Here is a 16,750-nt window from a genome sequence, read left to right on the forward strand (position 1 = left end):
GCGTGTTGTCGGGTTCAGACGGCCGTGGTGCCGCCGTCGGCGACCAGTTCCATGCCGTTGACGTAGCTGGAGTCGTCGGAGGCGAGGAAGAGGGCGGCGGTGGCTATTTCGTCGGGGCGGCCCATCTGGCCGCGGGGGATGAGGGACTCGAACTGGCGCTTGGTGGCCTCGTCGAAGAGTTCTTCCTGCTTGGCGGTGGCCACCTGGCCGGGCGTCAGGACGTTGACGCGGATGCGGCGGTCCTTGAGCTCGTTGAGCCAGATGCGGGCCCATGCCTGCTGGACGGCCTTGCTGCCGGCGTAGACGCTCCAGCCGGGGAAGCCACCGAGGGAGGCGTTGGAGCCGGTCATGAGGATGGAGCCGCCGTCGTTGAAGAGCGGCAGGGCCTTCTGGACGGTGAACAGGGTCCCGCGGGCGTTGAGCCCGAACCAGGTGTCGAACTGGGCCTCGGTGATCTCACCGAGCGGGGCGGGCTCGCCGCCGCCGGCGCTCGCCCACAGGACGTCGAGGTTGCCCTTCTCCCGCTTGACGGTGTCGTAGAGGCGGTCCAGGTCGCCCAGGTCGGCGGCGTCGCCCCGGACGCCGGTGACGTTGCGGCCGATCTGCCTGACCGCCTCGTCCAGGGCGTCCTGGCGACGGCCGGTGATGAAGACGTAGGCGCCCTCGTCGACGAACAGCTTCGCCCCGGCCAGTGCCATGCCGGTGGTACCGCCGGTGATGACCGCCACCTTGCCGTCGAGCTTTCCCATGGTCGCTCCCTTGGATCGTTGGTGCCGTGCGCACCTGGGACGACGACGTTATGTACACCGACCCGTTTACGTACCGTACGGGGCGGACGGCCGCGGCGCAAACTATGTACACCGGTCGTTACCCGGTCGGGGTAGCATGGGCCCATGACAGAGTTGGAGAAGGGCCCCACGGGCCGCCGCCGCGGCCGGGGTGCGCGCGAGCGCATCCTCAACGCGTCCCAGCAGCTCTTCCGGGCGCAGGGCATCAACCGCACCGGCATGGACCAGCTCTGCGCCGCGGCCGAGGTGTCCAAGCGCACGGCCTACCAGCACTTCACCGGCAAGGACGAACTCGTCGCCGAGTACCTGCGCCAGTTCGACCCCTCCGTTCTGTCCGGCGTGTTCGACCGCCCCGACCTCACGCCCCGCGAACGGCTCCTCGCGGCCTTCGACATCCCCCCGACCACTCCGCTGTGCCCCTACATCGCCGCCGCCGTCGAACTCCACGACCCCCAGCACCCGGCGTCCCAGTACGCACGCGACTACAAGAAGGCCGTCGCCGCCCGGTTCGCCGACACCGCCCGCGAAGCCGGCGCCGCCGACCCCGATCAGCTCGGCGAGCAGCTCGCGCTGCTCCTCGACGGTGCCGCGGCCCGAACCCGGGTCCTCGACGCCGACGCCTTCCCCACCGCCGCCGCCATCGCCGCCGCCCTCGTCGACAACGCCCTCTCCGCCACAGCCGGCGATGACCGGCGACGGGACGCACTGCCGAGCTGACGTGGCACTTTGCGACCGGGCTGGACGCGCCGCCGGCCGCGCGGCTGCTCCGCCGGTGCGCGACGACGGCCGCCCGGCTGCTGGCCCGGACCGCCGGCCTTTGCGGACTGGCCGCCCGCCTGTTGAGAGGCCCCCAGGACACGAGAAGGGCCCGGTCTCCCACCATCAGGTGGGAGACCGGGCCCTTCTCGTGACACTCGGCGCGCTGTCGGCCGAGGACGTCTGCCCGGCCCAGAGCTTGCTAGCAGGCCGGGGCCTGGAGGGCGGTGCGCAGGAAGAAGTCGTCGATGCTGGTGACGGCGGTGGTGAAGTCGTCCAGCGTGACCGGCTTGGTGACGTAGGCGTTGGCATGGCGGTGGTACGCGCCCTGGACGTCGTCGGGCGAGCTGGACGTGGACAGCACGACGACCGGGATGGTGCGAAGGTCCTCGTCGGTCTTGAGGACGCCGAGGAGTTCGTGGCCGTCCATGCGCGGCATGTTGATGTCGAGGACGATCAGGTCCGGCCGGGGGGCGTCGGGTCCGCGCAAGTAGTGCAGGGCCTCCACGCCGTCGCCGACCTGGGTCACGCTGCGGGGGGTGCCGTTGTTCTCCAGGGCGTCCTGGATGAGGTACGCGTCCGCGTCGTCATCCTCGACGAGGAGGATGTCGCGGGCGAGGGGCGGCACGGGATAGGCCACGGTCAGCTCTCTTCGGGGTGACGGTGCAGAAGGTCGGGGAAACGTTTGCGGGCGCCCTGCCGGCTCATCCCGAGCGCGGCCCCGACATCGGGATACCCGGACCCGGCCTCGGCCGCGTCCCGGGCAAGATGGTCGGCGACGCGCGCCGCGGCACGTTGCAGGTGCAGCAGGGCGTGCAGGTGAGCCAGGGCTCTGGCCTCGTCCGTCCGGACGCCGGCCATCGGGCGGAAGGCACAGCGCGCCAGCCGTCGGGCGGTGTCCGCCATGACGGCCTCAGCGGCTTCGGCAATCTCGGTTTCGGTCATCCGGACTTCGAAGTGGGCTCCGGGCATGGCCATCAATGTAACGGTGCGACAGACCCCTGACAACCAGGGTTGTCACCCCCTGTAGAGTTCCGCTGCCCGCCACGCCGCACCTCCGCCGGTGAAGCGGCACTTGTGTACCGCCACTGCTGCCCGCCCAGAGGACCTTCATGCCTGAGAACCGCCCTCCGAACACCGTGTCCGGCTGGACGACCCGGCGATGGCTCGTCTCGGGCACGGGCCTGGCCCTGGTGCTCCTCGCGGTACTGGGCGTGGTGGGGGCGCGCACCCTCCAGCACGGCACACAGGTCTCCGTCCGCCTGGTCGACCACACCTCACCGGCCCTCATAGCTGCGGTCCAGTTGGAGGCGGCCCTCGTCAACCAGGAGACCGGCGTACGCGGTTACGGGCTGACCGGCAGACGCGACTTCCTGGAGCCCTACGCCGAGGGCAAGGCCCAGCAACGCACGGCGACCGCGAAGCTGCGCGGCCTCGGCGTCAGCCGACAGGACCGCGACGACCTCGCCCTGGTCCTGCGACGCGCCGGTGCCTGGCAGCGGGAGATCGCCGACCCCGTCGTGACCGCACCGGCCGGGTCCCCTCCGAAGGTCGCCGAAACGCGGGCCGACGAGGGCAAGCGCCTGTTCGACTCCCTGCGCGACGCAACCGCCACCCAGCAGACGCATCTGCGGCAGGCACGGGCTGACGGGCGCAGCGACCTGCTCGCCGCCCGGCATGCCCGCAACATCGTCTTCGCCGCCATCGCGGCCACCCTGCTGATCCTGTTCCTCCTCGTCTTCAGCGGGCTGCGCCGCGGTGTCGCCCTCCCCCTGACCGCGCTCTCCCGCGACACCCGCCGCGTCACCGGCGGCGACTTCGCCCACCGGGTGACCCCCACCGGGCCCGCCGACCTGCGCGCCCTTGCCGCCGACGTGGAGGCGATGCGGCTGCGCCTCCTCGACGAGCTCCGCGCCGCCGAACAGGCGCGCGCCGCCGTGGACCAGCAGAGCGCCGAACTCAAGAGATCCAACGAGGAGTTGGAGCAGTTCGCCTACGTCGCCTCTCACGACCTGCAGGAACCCCTGCGAAAGGTCGCCAGCTTCTGCCAGCTCCTGCAACGCCGCTACAGCGGCCAGCTCGACGACAAGGCCGACCAGTACATCGCGTTCGCGGTCGACGGCGCCGCGCGCATGCAGAAACTCATCACCGACCTGCTGTCCTTCTCCCGCGTCGGCCGCGTCCACCAGGACAACACCCGGGTCGACCTCGAACACAGCCTGGCCCAGGCCCTGGACAACCTCGGCATCGCCATCGAGGAGGCCGGCGCAGACGTCACGCACGATCCGCTGCCCGTCATAGCCGGCGACTCCACCCAGCTCACCCTGCTGCTGCAGAACCTCATCGGCAACGCCGTCAAGTTCCGCGCCCCCGACCGGCCCCCGCGCATCCATCTCTCCGCCCGCCAGGACGGCGGGCTGTGGCACCTGGCCGTCACCGACAACGGCATCGGTATCGACCCCGAGTACGCCGGCCGTGTCTTCCTCATCTTCCAGCGCCTGCACACCCGCGACACCTACGCCGGCAGCGGCATCGGCCTCGCCATGTGCCGCAAGGTCGTCGACTTCCACGGCGGCACCATCCACGTCGACACCACCCACCGCGACGGCACCCGCGTCGAGTTCACTCTCCCGGCCACGACCTGACCGGCAGCACCGCGGTCCGGCGCGAAGCCCGCGGTCGCCACTCGTCCGGTGTTCGTCTGGGCACTCCATGGCCCCCGGCAGGGTGCCTCCGCCGAGCATCAGGACCAGCGCGCCCAGGCCCCAGACCTGGGGCCTGGGGCCGAAGCTGACCGGACCGATGAAGCAGTCGCCTCACCGATGAAGCCACTCAACGACGGCCTCCCGGTTCCGACCTCCCCATTCGCGGCCGCTCACAGGCCCAGGCGGCGGTCCACGAAGGCGAGAAGTTCACGCAGGACGAGGTCGGCATCGTCGTCGTGAAGCAGCTCGTGCCGGCCCTCCTGGACCGAGAGGTGTCTGCCGCCCTCCGCGGTCAGCAGCCCGACGAGGCGGGCACTTCCCCGGGGATCGGTCGCGACGTCCGCGGTTCCGTGAGCCACGAAAGCCGGGGGCCGCCAGTGCGGGGCCGCTGCCCACACGTCCGCCGCGACGTCGAGCGCGCTGGCGCCCACGAGCAGCGGCAGTCTCCGGTGGACCATGAGCGGGTCCCGCAGCGCCTCGCGTGCTACGTCATCGCGCCGGGTCAACGCCGACGCAGGAGCGGCGGGTGCCGGTGCGGGAACCATCGGCAGGAGCCGGGCCAGCATGTCGATGAGGCTCCGCAGCGTCGCGGGCGGGGAGGGTGGGAGAGCGGGTGCGAGGAGCACCACGCCCGAGATCCCGTGGTCGTCCGCGCTGACACTGCCCGCGGTGACCAGCCCGCCCAAAGAGTGGCCCAACACCACCAGGGGGAGGGAAGCGGCGAGCATCTCCCGCCGGACGGCTGTGTGATCGCCGACGGCCCGGCGGACATCGACGACGCCTCGGCGCCCCCGGGAACGGCCATGTCCGATCATGTCCATGGCCCATACTTCGACTCCCCTGTCCACCAGGCGTGGCACCAACTGGGAGTACTGGTGGACGAACCGTTCGGAGTACTCCGCGAAGCCGTGCTGCAACTGGACCTGCGCCACGGGGTTTTCCGGCGTCCAGACGTGCACCACCGCTCCGGACGGCAGGACACGCCTGCTGTAGTCGCCGTCGTGGAGGTGGCCTCCGCGGACAGCGAATTCGTCGCTCGTCATGACGCTCCTGTCGGTGAGCCGTTCCTGACTCGGATCCCATCGCATCGGACTGGATTGGATTGGCCGGGGTCAGTCGGCGGGAGAGTCGCTCCCGGACCCGGCTCGTGGGAGTCCGAAGGACGGTCAGTGGACCTTGCGGATGGGGACGATGAGGATCGCCCCCAGGGCGCAGGCGCCCATCGCTCCGACGAAGGCCGGTGAGTACCCCATTCCCAGGCCCACCAGGGCCGAGCTGGCGGCGGGGGCCAGTGCCTGCCCGCCCGTGTTGGCGACGTTGAGAATCCCGAGATCCTTGCCCCGGGCGGCCTGGTCGGGCAGGACGTCCGCCATCAGGGCTGCGTCGACGGCGTAGTAGCAGCCGAACGCGAGTCCGCCGACGCAGGAGAACCCGGTCATGCCGGCCGGTGTCGCCCGGACGAGGGGCAGGGCGATGGCGACCAGCGCCAGCAAGGAGGCGCCGATGACAAAGGGTTTGCGTCGCCCGGTGCGGTCCGACAGCGGTCCCGAGACCACGGAACCGGCGATCGCGGTGGCCAGGAAGAACACCGAGTTGATGCCCAGGGCCGCCGCCGCGCGCCTCTTGGAGAGGCCCACGTGGTCCGTGAGGATGTAGAGCTGATAGCTGTTGATCATGAAGTAGCCGAGGACCAGCAGGAGTCTCCCCCACAACGCCCAGTGGAAGTCCGGTGCGCCCTTGGGAAAACTGACGGAGCGGAGCAGGTGCCCGGCCGTGGGCCGCGGAGCCGGGCGGTCGTTCGCGCTGGACAGGTCCGGCGCCACGCACACGGCCAGGCCCGCCAGCACGATCGAGGCGATCCCGGTGACGACCAGCCCGGTCCCCGGCGAGTCCAGGAAGACGGCACCGATCACGGCGCCCAGCGCGTTCCCGAGCAGGATCCCGACTCCCACCAGGGCCGACACAGTGGCACGGCGTGCGACGGGAACCCGGTCGGGCACGATCGCGTTCAGCGGTGCGGTCATCGCGTTGAGCCCGATCACGGTCAGGCACCACCAGCCCAACAGGGTCCAGAAGGTGTCGGCGGCCGCGAGCAGCGACATGAACAGCGCTGTGGCGAGGCCACCGCCCACGATCCACGGAGTCCGCGCACCCAGCCTGGAACGGGTGCGGTCGGACAGGGCACCGACGACGATGTTGGCCGTCAGGCCGACGAGTGCGGCCGCCGCGGTGAGGACGGCCAGCAGGGTCACCTTGTGGTCCGGGGCGATGTCCTCGACGCGGGCCGGCAGCAGGACCGCCGTCCCGGTGGCGAACGGCATCGACCAGGCCACGGTGCCCACCAGGAGCCCGACAGCCACACGCACCATTCCCGTCCGGCAACGAACCGTCTCCGCCGCGGGCGACGACTCCTCGACGGGAGCCGCGCTCATCGCGGATCCCGGCGGGCGCGCAGGTCCGTGAACGGGAGCGCGCACAGGTCGATGACGGTCTCGGTGAACGCGACGGCCTGACGGCGCAGCGCCGCGACATCGATCAGGTCGATCACCGGAACGGCGTTCAGGAGGTAGCCGGGTCCGGTGATGAAGTTCGCCGACGGCAGACCGGCGCTGTGCCAGAACGCGCTCCCGTCGCCGGGCCAGGTGGTGCCGTCCGGGGAGCGGCCCGTGGTGTCGGGGACGAAGGGGCGCAGTACCCGCGACTCGGTGACGGCCGCCCGGTCGAGTCCGCGTCGCACCGCGTCGATGACCGCCTGGTGAGGGCTGGCGAAGGCGCACCCGAACTCGTGCTCCTGCAAAGGCAGTCCGGCCTGCTGGTCGTGGGTCCAGGTACGGGCACCAAGGTGTTCCAGGCACAGCGCGGCGGCGATCCGCGGCACGAGATCGTCCCGGTGCCGCTCCAGGAAGGCTTCCAGGCCCCACGCGGTGTGGGTGCTGAAGTGGCCGGTGGTCAGCAGGACGAGCACACTGCGCGGCAGCTCGTGCCGGGGGACCCGCGACAGGTACTGGGCCATGGCCAGGATGGCCTCCGGACCGTTGTCCTCCAGTCCGTTCGTCCCGTCGGTGTGGGAGTGCAGGACCACGATTTCGTCGCTCGAACCGGGGATCAGTCCGAGCACGTTGGCGGTCTCGACGTCGTCCACCCGGGCCTCCAGGACCAGGGTGGCCTCCTGACCGGTGGCGGCTGCCGCGCGCAGACGCTCACCCTGCTCGCGGCCGACGAAGACGGCGGGCACCCCGCGGTGCACTCCGTCGTAGAGGAGGTACCCCTCGCGGAGCGCCTCGGCGGGCAGGTCGACGATCAGTACGAGCCCGGCCGCCCCTGCCCTCGCGAAGCGGTCCAGGTGTTCGCGCATGGTGTCCTGGCTCAGCCACACCCGCTCGTAGGGAGTGCCCGGATCGTAGTCCTCACCGCGGCGAATGTCCTGGTGCTCGCCCCAGTCGAGGTCGTCGAAGACCTGCGCGCTGAGGGCCGGCAGCGGCACGTCGACCACGCCTATCCGGCCCTTGACGGCCTCGGCGGACAACTCGGCGCGTACCCCCTCCGCCGGAGTGCTCCCCGAGTACGCGACCGGCGCGACCAGGGGAATGTCGACCGGGCCGTCGGCGCCGGTGACCGAGAGCCGCCAGGACAGGGGGGTCCATCGTCTGAGCGGCAGCGTTTCCCGGCGGACGTCGTCCACGCCGACGCGGCCGAGCCTGTCCACCAGGGACGCGACGTAGGCGTGGTGGGCGTCGGACCCGGTGGCCCGCAGTCCGCGTGCGTCCAGGTCGCGCTGCCACGTGTCCAGAACGCCGAGGCCGAGGAAGCCGCCGTCGGGGATCCTGGCGCCGGGGACGGCCGGGACATGGCCCGACGGCCACTCCACGTCCTCACCGATGGTCGTCATGACTGTCCTCTTCAAGTGGAGACGGGGTACGGAGCCGACCATCTCCCAAACCGGACCCGGCAGAAATTGACCCACAACCAAAACGTGCGACGCTCCCGTTGTGACATCTCCAAAAGACGTGCCGTTGACGATCAACGGCGTTGTGGCCTCCCGGTGGATCCGGGACCGGCGGCGTGCCCTCGTGGACCGTGTCCTGTCGCGGCTCGCCGACCCCGGCTCCCGTCGGCCCGACACGGACCTGCCCTGGATCGTCGGCTACAACATCGACCTGTTCGTCCGCGCATTGGAAGACCCGGAAGCGCGTCCCGTCACCGAGGACGACGCCGCCGACCTCGTCGCGTCCGCGGCCCGGCGCGCCGGCGAGGGGCAGCCGGTCGAGAACCTGATGCGCGACTACCAGATCGGCTTCGACGCCGTCTGGCAGGCGGTCCTGGAGGAGGTCGGAAACGCGGACGCGGACGGGCTGTTGCGGCTCACCGCGCGCACTCACGCCCACCTCCTCGCTGTCACCACCCTCGTGCTGCGCGGCTACCACCACGAAGCGGCGAGCCTGAGCATCGGCGAACGCGACGCCCGCTACGCCGCGTACACCGCCCTGCTGTCGGGGAACGATCCCGCCGCCGAGGTGTCCCGGGCAGGTCTGACCCTCGCGGAGCGCTATCTCGTGCTCTCGATCCGTCTCTCCGAGTCCGCTGCCCCTGGTGACGTCCGGCCGCTGGTCACCCGGCGGCGGCGCGCGAACACCATCCAGCGCATCCTCGCCGAGCACGCCGACGGTGACGTCCTGGCCGTCGTGGGCGAGCCCGTCACCACCGCCCTCGTCCCCGTTCACGCGCCCGCCGCCGCCACGAAGGCCTACGACGGTCTGCGGGTCCTGGCCGAAGTCCTCGACGCGGAAGTGCACATGGGGGCGGCACTCGTCCCCACTGCCGAGATCCCGACCGCCGCGTCACAGTGTGCCGAGGTCACGGAGATCGCCGTGGCCACGCGCCGCCCGCCCGGCGTCTACCAGCTCGAAGACCTGCTGGTGGACTACCAACTCACGCGCCCGGGACCGGCCTTCGACCTGCTCCTGCAACGGCTCTCCCCGCTCGACAGCCACCCGGACTGGGAGGAGACGCTGCGGGTGTATCTGCGGCATCACTGCGACCGGCGCCTGACCGCGGCAGAACTCCACCTGCATCCCAACAGCGTCGACTACCGGCTCTCCCGCCTCGCCGACGCATGCGGCTTCGACGCCACGGACCCCGCGCAACGCGCCCTCGCCCACACGGCGCTGTGTGTTCGCGACGTGGCGGAGCACCGCACACGCCAACGGGGAGTCCCTGCCTGATCCGCGGGAGCCTGCACGGCGGAACCGGACAGCGGTTCAGTCACCGAGGAGGCTGTCCAGGGGCGCCCAGTCCGTGACGGGCCGGACAGCTCCCAACCGCCCACGAGCCGCACCGCCCGCACCGGCGACCTCGACCTCGACGTACTGATCACCGGAGAACACCCAGAACCGGTCGTCGTGCCCAGGCACCGCCATCACCGCGTCAATGCCCTCCTCGAACGACGGCAGCCCCCCGAAACTCTTCTTCCAGTCCCCCAACGACCCAGGACCGCTCACCCGCCGCGCGCCCGCCGGAGAATCCCCCACTTCCACCAGCACGTACCTGCTGCCGGAGAACACCCAGAAACGATCCCCCCGACCCGGCACCGCCATCACCGCGTCCACTCGGCCACCGGATCCGGGCAGATCCCCGAGGGCAACGCTCCAGTCCGTGACGGGCCGGACAGCTCCCAACCGCCCACGAGCCGCAACGCCCGTACCGGCGACCTCGACCTCGACGTACTGATCACCGGAGAACACCCAGAACCGGTCGTCGTGCCCAGGCACCGCCATCACCGCGTCAATGCCCTCCTCGAACGACGGCAGCCCCCCGAAACTCCTCTTCCAGTCCCCCAACGACCCAGGACCGCTCACCCGCCGCGCGCCCGCCGGAGAATCCCCTACCTCCACCAGCACGTACCTGCTGCCGGAGAACACCCAGAAACGATCCCCCCGACCCGGCACCGCCATCACCGCGTCCACCTGCCCCGTGCTCTCCTGGGCGGCGGAGCTGCCGGACGCCGAGGAGTGGGCGGCGTCGCTGAGCCCGTGGACGCCGGCAGCGATGCCGCCGAGGGCTGCCAGCCCGACGACGGCCACCGCCCACACCGGTATGCGCCGACGCGCGGGAGGCAGGCGCCTCTCCCGTCGGGTGGGCCGCAGGGGTGCCGCGGCCCGGGGGTCGAGTACGGCGCGCAGGCCTCGTTCGACCGCGTCCGCTGTCGGCCGTGCGGTCGGGTCCTTGCACAGCAGGCCCTCGATGACCTCCCGCAACGCGCCTGCCCCCAAGGAGATTTCGGGCTCCTCGTACACCGCCGCGTGCATCACGGCGGTGACCTCGGGACGGGCGAAGGGCGGCGTACCGGTCGCCAGCGCGCACAGCATGCCGCCCAGGGAGAACAGATCGCTGGGCGGGCCGGCGGTCAGTCCGCGCAGTCTTTCCGGTGCCATGAAGTCGACCGACCCCACGACCCCGCCGGTCGCGGTGTGGGCGCCCCCGTCGGCAAGCGCGGCGATGCCGAAGTCGGTCAGCACGGCGGCCCCGTCGGACCGCAGCAGGACGTTGGCGGGCTTCACGTCCCGGTGCAGGGCACCCGCGGCGTGCACCGCTTCCAGCGCCGACAGCACTTCGAGGCCGATGCGGGCGACGTCGGCCGCAGGCATCGGACCGTCGCTCTGCAGCCGCTCCGCGAGGGAGCCGCCGTGGACCAGTTCCATCACGATCCACAGCCGCGTGTCGAACTCCACCAGATCGTAGATGTCGATCACGTGCGGATGGGACACCCGGGCGATGGCACGCGCCTCGGTCAGCACCCGCCGCATGAGTGCCCGGTGTTCCTCGCCGTGCGCGACGACGTACAACTCCTTGACCGCCACAGCCCGCTGAAGCAGATGGTCCCAAGCCCGCCAGACGGTGCCCATCCCGCCACTGCCCAGGCGCTCGGTGAGCACGTACCGCTCGGCGACAACCTGCTGCCCGTCACTGTTGATCACGTCGCAACAACCTACACAGGAGCGGCATGCTCTCCGCCCCCGGCCTGCACGGCGTGCGGTCGACCGGGCCCGCCCCGGCAGCAAGCATCGTCTGATCCTCTATCCGCCCGGCACTCGCCGATCGCCGGTCGCGGCCGCTACTCGCGAAAACCCCGGCGGCGTCACACAGTTGATACCCCTCTGACCACTTCAGGCCGAAGCCCGCTGTCGCGCTTGGCAGTTGGATGCGCCTCGGCGGGCAGCCGGTTCCCGAGAAGCCCGCCTCGACGGATCGGGGGGACGCGGCCGCGCGGACCGTGCCGCGGAACGCGGCCCTGGGCGCCGCCGATCCGGAACTGTCGCGCACCCGGCCGCAGTTGACGAAGCCGGACATGCCACCGCCGAAACCGCGAACGTGTCGTCCGGCCGCCCCACCTCGCGACGACATCGACGCCCACCGGCCGCCGGCCGACACCCCGCGAAGTGCCCGCCCGTGGGCGCTACTTGCGTACTGCGGCGAGGCCCTGGTCGTAGAGGTCGAGGATGTCACCCCGGCCGTCGCCCTCCACCCACGCCGCCATGGCGGCGTCGAGCACGGCGAAGGCCGTCGCGACGACGGCACGGGTTCGCAGCGCGCCCTCCGTGTCCGGGGACGGCGCTCTGGCTTCGAGCAGGGGCAGGAGTTCTTCCTGGCAACGGACACGCTTGCCGAGGTAGGCGGCGCGCAGCGAGTCGGTACGGTGCACCAGGCGGAGGCGCTCCAGTGCCTGCTCGGGGCTCGCGTGCAGGGAGAGGGACGCCTCGAACGCGGCGCGCAGCACGCCCCACACGTCGGTGTCGAGCGGCTGCTCGCGGACGGCCTGCGTCAGCAGGGCGACGAAGCGCTCCTGGCTGCCGCCGACAAGGTCCTCCTTGGTGCCGAAGTACCGGAAGAGGGTGCGCTGGGAGACCCCGGCCTCGCGGGCGACCTGGGCCACGGTCGTCTCGTCGTAACCCTGCTGCGCGAAGAGGCGCAAGGCCGTGTCGAGGATTTCCTGAGAGGCCAGCTGCCTCGTCCGGTCCCACAGCGTGGGTGTTCTTCCCGCCGTTCTTCCCGCCGTGTCGTTCGTCCCCTGCGTCATGTCCCCAGACTACTTGCGTCCGCCAGGATGGCATCCGCACGCCCTTTGACAGTGACTGCCAATCTTTCATACGCTGACAGCGCGGGCATTCCACCCCCTCGGCAAGGAGTACGACCATGACGACGAAGACCGCACTCATCACCGGCGGCACCAGCGGGATCGGCAGGGCCACGGCGGAACTGCTCCACTCACGCGGCTACCGCGTCATGGTCACCGGGCGCTCCAGTGCCGATGGCGACACCGGTCTCCCGGCGGACGTAATCCCCGTCCGCGCCGACGCCGGCTCCCTGCCCGACATCGACCGCGTCATCGACCGGGCCCGCGAGGACCTCGGCACGCTCGATCTGCTGTTCCTCAACGCCGCCGCCCTGCACCCCGGCCCGATCGAGTCCACCGACGAGGCGGCTTTCGACGCCATGTTCGACGTCAACGTCAAAGGCAGCTTCTTCACTCTCCAGAAGGCGCTTCCCCTGCTGAACGACGGAGCCTCGGTGGTGTTCACCATCGGCGCAGGAGAGGGACTGGGCGCCGCCATCACCGCCGCCAAGGGGGCGCTGCTCCCCCTCGTGCGCACCCTCGCCCTCGAACTCGCCCCCCGGGGCATCCGTGTCAACGCGGTGAGCCCCGGCATCATCGACACGCCCGCCTACGCCAAGTTGGGCATCTCCCCCGAGACGCTCGCGAGTTGGGGAGAAGGCGTCCCTCTGCGCCGCGTCGGGACTCCTGCCGACGTCGCCGAGGCGGTCGCCTTCCTGGCATCCGACAGCGCCACCTACATCACGGGCGACAACCTGCTCGTCTCGGGCGGCATGGGCGTCCACGCCCGCGCCGCGTAGCCGGTGGAGCCTGCCCTGCGTCCCGCAGCGGATCGACGTCTCGGCACCGGGGATCCCGTCGTGGTGATAGCCAAGCCTCACTCCCGCCCGGCCAAAACCGTGAGACCGGTCCGTCGAGCGAGTTCGCCGATCGAGTAGAGCGTGCCGCAGTCCAGGCCCCCACCTTGATGCCTCCCCCTACTGGAGACTCAAGTCCGTTCGCAGCAAAGCGTGCTCGTGCGCTACGACTGTGGCGACGGCCCCTGCTCCTCGGCCGGTCAGGTGGATGAGCGAGGCGCGTCGGTGAGGTGCCCTCAACGCATTGGTCGCCCCGCTCGTGTCGCTGACTGATCGGCACCAGTCGCGCCAGACAGGCCAGTTGACCCTGACGTGGCCGGATCGACAGGGGTCGAGAATTCGTCAACAGAAATGCCCGCAGGATCGCTGTGCATATTGTCAACAATCTTGTAGCCTGCACGACGCCTTCGCCTTGAGGGACCGGCGAGGCACCTGGTACTCAACGAGGAGACTCCATGCAGCGGTTCCCGGCGTCCTTGGGACGCACCGCAGTTCCCCCCACAGCTCTTCAGGAAAGACGCGCTCCGGCCCGCATGCGACTTCTGCGCGGTATGGCGATCGTCGGCTCCCTCGCCCTGACGGCGGTCGTGACGCCCGCCTCGTTCGCTGTCGCGTCCGCGCCGCACGAGCGCGGCCACGTCGTGGACGCTCAGGACGCGGCGCTGGCATTCGACCAGAGCGCCTACACGCCGATCACCGTCACGGTCGACGGCCAGCCGGTCAACGTGCGCTGGTACAAGGAACTCTGCTACGTCGCCAACCCGGTCGCCGCCGCGGCCCAGCAGCCCGGGATGGGCGGAACCACCACCATCGAGAACACGCGCTGCGGCTACGAGAGCATGAACGTGTTCGTCCCCGAGAGCGCCTTCGGGGACCAGCGGGCGCCGATCTACTTCGCGGTCAACAACGCCGGTTGGATGGCCAGTTACCTCAAGGCCAGCGTCACCTCAGGTGCCACCTACAACAGCTCCACGAGCAACGTCGGCGCGGCCCTGAAGGCCGGTTACGTCTTCGTGGACGTCGCGAACCGCAGCCGCGGGCTCGTGGGAGCTGACGGTTCGTCACCGGGTAAGGCCCCGGCGGCAGCGGTCGACGCGAAGGCGGCGGTGCGCTACCTGCGTCTCAACGACGCCGCCATGCCGGGCAGTGCCGAGCGGATCGTCGTCAACGGCACCAGCGGCGGCGGCGCGCTCTCCTCCATCCTGGGCGCCTCCGGCAACGACAGCGAGTACGACCCCTACCTCGCGGCGATCGGCGCGGCCGGCATCGACGCGGCGGGGCGCAGCACGCTGCGCGACGACGTGTTCGCGGTGAACGCGTACTGCCCGATCACCGACCTGGGCAACGCGGACGTCGCCTACGAGTGGCTGTACAACGTGCTGGGCACGCGCGACGCCACGGGCTCGAACGGCCAGCCGGCGGACGCGGCGGCGATCGCTGCCAAGTTCCCCGCCTACGAGAAGAGCCTCGGCCTGCGCAACCCCGACGGCTCGCCACTGACCGCGGCCACCATGCTGGACACCATCAAGAAGGAGGTCGTCCGCTCCGCGGAGATCTACCTGAACGCCGACGCCGCCAACACGATCCCGGCCCTGGGCGAGAACTTCGTCATCACGTCCGGCGGTCCCGGCGGAGGCACGACGAAGTCGTACGTCAACGACTGGCTGGACGTCGACAACGCCGCGAACAAGGTGCGTTCGGTCAACATGACGAACTACCTGAAGTTCGTCGCCACTCAGGCAACGCTCAAGACCACTCCCGCGTTCGACGCGGTGGGCGTCTACGGCAACACCACCAGCGGGACCGAGACCAACCTCTTCGGTCCGTACACCCAGAAGTACATGAACTACACCGAGTTCAGCTGGGACCACAACAGCGTCCCCGGCGACGGGAGCGGCCTGGACGACACCGGGCTGACCTGGAAGCAGTACACGGCGAGGAAGAGCACCACCGTCGACGACCAGATCCACCTCGTGAATCCCATGGACTTCGTCGGCACCAAGGCCGCGGACACCGCGCCCAACTGGTATGTCCGCACCGGCACTCGGGACCGCGACACCTCGTTCATCATCTCGATCAACCTCGACCGCGCGCTGGAGGCGGACCCGCAGGTCGGCGACGTGAACTACCAGTTCGCATGGAACCAGCCGCACGCCGGCAACTACGACGTGCCCGAGGCCATGGCCTGGATAGCCAAGGTCGTCAAGAAGGCCGGCAACCCGCTCGCTTCGGGCCACCGCGGGTAGATCCGCCGCACACCGCGGTGGTGCGCCGCACTGGCACCGCCGCCGACGTGGGTGCTCGGACGACATGGCCGATCGAGCACCCACGTCACCGGTGTGTGATGCGATCCCGACGCGGCGGCTCGGTGGGCCGCCGAAGTCCCGTCCCGTCGTGCGAAGGCGGATCGGCCAAACGCCCGAGGGCGTGTCTTACGAAGCCGTGACGTGGTGGGCGTGGCCCTGCCGGACACGGGCCGACGCACCCTAACGTGCAGGTATGCGTGTACTGGTCACCGGCGGTGCCGGGTTCATCGGGTCCCATGTGGTGGAGGCGCTCGCGGCGCGCGGGCACGAACCCGTCGTGTTCGACCGCCGGGTCGACATCGACGACGACGTCCGCGAAGGTCGCGCCGTCGCCCGTGCCCTGTCCGGCGTGGATGCGGTGTGCCACCAGGCCGCCCTGGTCGGACTGGGCAAGGGCTTCGACGACGCGGCACGGTACGTCTCCCACAACGACTTCGGCACCGCCGTGCTGCTCGCGGCCATGGCGGAGGCGGGCGTACGGCGGCTCGTGCTCGCGGGGTCGATGGTGGTCTACGGCGAGGGACGGTACCTGTGCGAGCGACACGGCACGGTCCGGCCCGGACCGCGCGCACAGGGCGACCTCGACGCCGGCCGCTTCGAGCCCGGCTGCCCGGGCTGCGGCGCCGACCTCTCCCCCGGCCTGGTCGCGGAGGACGCGCCCGTCGATCCGCGGAACGTGTACGCCACGACCAAGCTCACCCAGGAACACCTCGCCGCGTCATGGGCGCGCGCCACCGGCGGAAGCGCTGTCTCGCTCCGGTACCACAACGTGTACGGGGCGAGAATGCCGCGGGACACTCCGTACGCGGGTGTCGCTTCCTTCTTCCGCTCCGCCCTCGCGCGCGGTGAGTCGCCCCGGGTCTTCGAAGACGGGCGGCAGCGTCGGGACTTCGTCCACGTCCGGGACGTGGCGCGGGCCAACGTGGCCGCGTTGGAGAGCGATTCGCCCCCCAACGGAGTCCTCACTGTGTACAACACCGGCAGCGGGCAGCCGCACACGGTCGGGGAGATGGCCCGCGCGCTGGCAGACGCGCACGGCGGTCCGCAGCCCGTGGTCACCGGTGAGTACCGGCTCGGGGACGTACGCCACGTCACCGCGGACTCCTCGCGGCTGCGCGCCGAACTGGGGTGGAAGCCGGAGGTCGCCTTCGCCGAGGGGATGACCGAGTTCGCGCGGGCGGAACTGCGCGAGGACGCCACAAGGTAGGGCCCCAGGGGGCACGGGGGT

14 protein-coding genes are annotated in these 16,750 nt (G+C 70.7%); 6 read left to right on the forward strand and 8 right to left on the reverse strand.

The window, feature by feature from the left end; translation table 11 throughout:
• Window positions 1-14: 14 nt before the first annotated feature.
• Window positions 15-749 (reverse strand): SDR family oxidoreductase, encoded by a 735-nt coding sequence (locus ACFZA0_RS25440; protein ID WP_391021013.1) that lies wholly within the window; start codon window positions 747-749, stop codon window positions 15-17.
• 144 nt (window positions 750-893) lie between these two features.
• On the opposite strand from ACFZA0_RS25440, the gene ACFZA0_RS25445 reads away from it, so the two are divergent.
• The gene (locus ACFZA0_RS25445) at window positions 894-1,505 is read left to right on the forward strand and encodes a TetR family transcriptional regulator (RefSeq protein WP_391021015.1); all 612 of its coding nucleotides are present in this window, start codon (window positions 894-896) and stop codon (window positions 1,503-1,505) included.
• A 241-nt stretch (window positions 1,506-1,746) separates the two neighbouring features.
• Here the strand turns inward: ACFZA0_RS25445 and ACFZA0_RS25450 are convergent, their stop codons facing one another.
• Window positions 1,747-2,184 (reverse strand): response regulator, encoded by a 438-nt coding sequence (locus tag ACFZA0_RS25450; protein WP_391021017.1) that lies wholly within the window; start codon window positions 2,182-2,184, stop codon window positions 1,747-1,749.
• A gap of 2 nt (window positions 2,185-2,186) precedes the next feature.
• Window positions 2,187-2,516: a hypothetical protein gene (locus ACFZA0_RS25455; protein WP_391021019.1), complete on the reverse strand. Its 330-nt coding sequence runs from the start codon at window positions 2,514-2,516 to the stop codon at window positions 2,187-2,189.
• A 140-nt stretch (window positions 2,517-2,656) separates the two neighbouring features.
• On the opposite strand from ACFZA0_RS25455, the gene ACFZA0_RS25460 reads away from it, so the two are divergent.
• Window positions 2,657-4,189 (forward strand): ATP-binding protein, encoded by a 1,533-nt coding sequence (locus tag ACFZA0_RS25460; protein WP_391021021.1) that lies wholly within the window; start codon window positions 2,657-2,659, stop codon window positions 4,187-4,189.
• Between the two features lie 230 nt (window positions 4,190-4,419).
• On the opposite strand, the gene ACFZA0_RS25465 is transcribed toward ACFZA0_RS25460, so the two are convergent.
• The 3 genes from ACFZA0_RS25465 to ACFZA0_RS25475 form a co-directional block, all read right to left on the reverse strand.
• Complete coding sequence (locus tag ACFZA0_RS25465) at window positions 4,420-5,292, reverse strand: alpha/beta fold hydrolase (RefSeq protein ID WP_391021023.1); 873 nt, start codon at window positions 5,290-5,292, stop codon at window positions 4,420-4,422.
• A gap of 123 nt (window positions 5,293-5,415) precedes the next feature.
• On the reverse strand, window positions 5,416-6,609 hold the full coding sequence (locus ACFZA0_RS25470) for an MFS transporter (RefSeq protein WP_391021025.1): 1,194 nt from the start codon (window positions 6,607-6,609) through the stop codon (window positions 5,416-5,418).
• Between the two features lie 68 nt (window positions 6,610-6,677).
• Complete coding sequence (locus ACFZA0_RS25475) at window positions 6,678-8,138, reverse strand: hypothetical protein (RefSeq protein ID WP_391021027.1); 1,461 nt, start codon at window positions 8,136-8,138, stop codon at window positions 6,678-6,680.
• Between the two features lie 100 nt (window positions 8,139-8,238).
• Here ACFZA0_RS25475 and ACFZA0_RS25480 point away from each other — a divergent pair, with 100 nt between their 5' ends.
• A complete protein-coding gene (locus ACFZA0_RS25480; protein ID WP_391021029.1) occupies window positions 8,239-9,471 on the forward strand; it encodes a helix-turn-helix domain-containing protein in 1,233 nt (410 codons plus the stop codon).
• Window positions 9,472-9,507: 36 nt separating this feature from the next.
• Here ACFZA0_RS25480 and ACFZA0_RS25485 read toward each other — a convergent pair whose 3' ends face one another.
• Entirely contained in the window at window positions 9,508-11,223 is a 1,716-nt protein-coding gene (locus ACFZA0_RS25485) for a protein kinase (protein WP_391021031.1), read from the reverse strand.
• Window positions 11,224-11,702: 479 nt separating this feature from the next.
• Window positions 11,703-12,323, reverse strand: a complete 621-nt coding sequence (locus ACFZA0_RS25490) for a TetR family transcriptional regulator (RefSeq protein ID WP_391021033.1) — start codon at window positions 12,321-12,323, stop codon at window positions 11,703-11,705.
• A 116-nt stretch (window positions 12,324-12,439) separates the two neighbouring features.
• Here ACFZA0_RS25490 and ACFZA0_RS25495 point away from each other — a divergent pair, with 116 nt between their 5' ends.
• The 3 genes from ACFZA0_RS25495 to ACFZA0_RS25505 all read left to right on the forward strand — a co-directional run bounded on the left by ACFZA0_RS25495 (window position 12,440) and on the right by ACFZA0_RS25505 (window position 16,729).
• Entirely contained in the window at window positions 12,440-13,159 is a 720-nt protein-coding gene (locus tag ACFZA0_RS25495) for an SDR family oxidoreductase (RefSeq protein ID WP_391021035.1), read from the forward strand.
• A 590-nt stretch (window positions 13,160-13,749) separates the two neighbouring features.
• Entirely contained in the window at window positions 13,750-15,462 is a 1,713-nt protein-coding gene (locus tag ACFZA0_RS25500; RefSeq protein WP_391021037.1) for a subtype B tannase, read from the forward strand.
• A gap of 253 nt (window positions 15,463-15,715) precedes the next feature.
• Window positions 15,716-16,729 (forward strand): NAD-dependent epimerase/dehydratase family protein, encoded by a 1,014-nt coding sequence (locus tag ACFZA0_RS25505; RefSeq protein ID WP_391021039.1) that lies wholly within the window; start codon window positions 15,716-15,718, stop codon window positions 16,727-16,729.
• Window positions 16,730-16,750 lie beyond the last annotated feature (21 nt).

It is taken from the genome of Streptomyces sp. NPDC008150, from assembly GCF_042956945.1.
Lineage (GTDB): Bacteria > Actinomycetota > Actinomycetes > Streptomycetales > Streptomycetaceae > Streptomyces.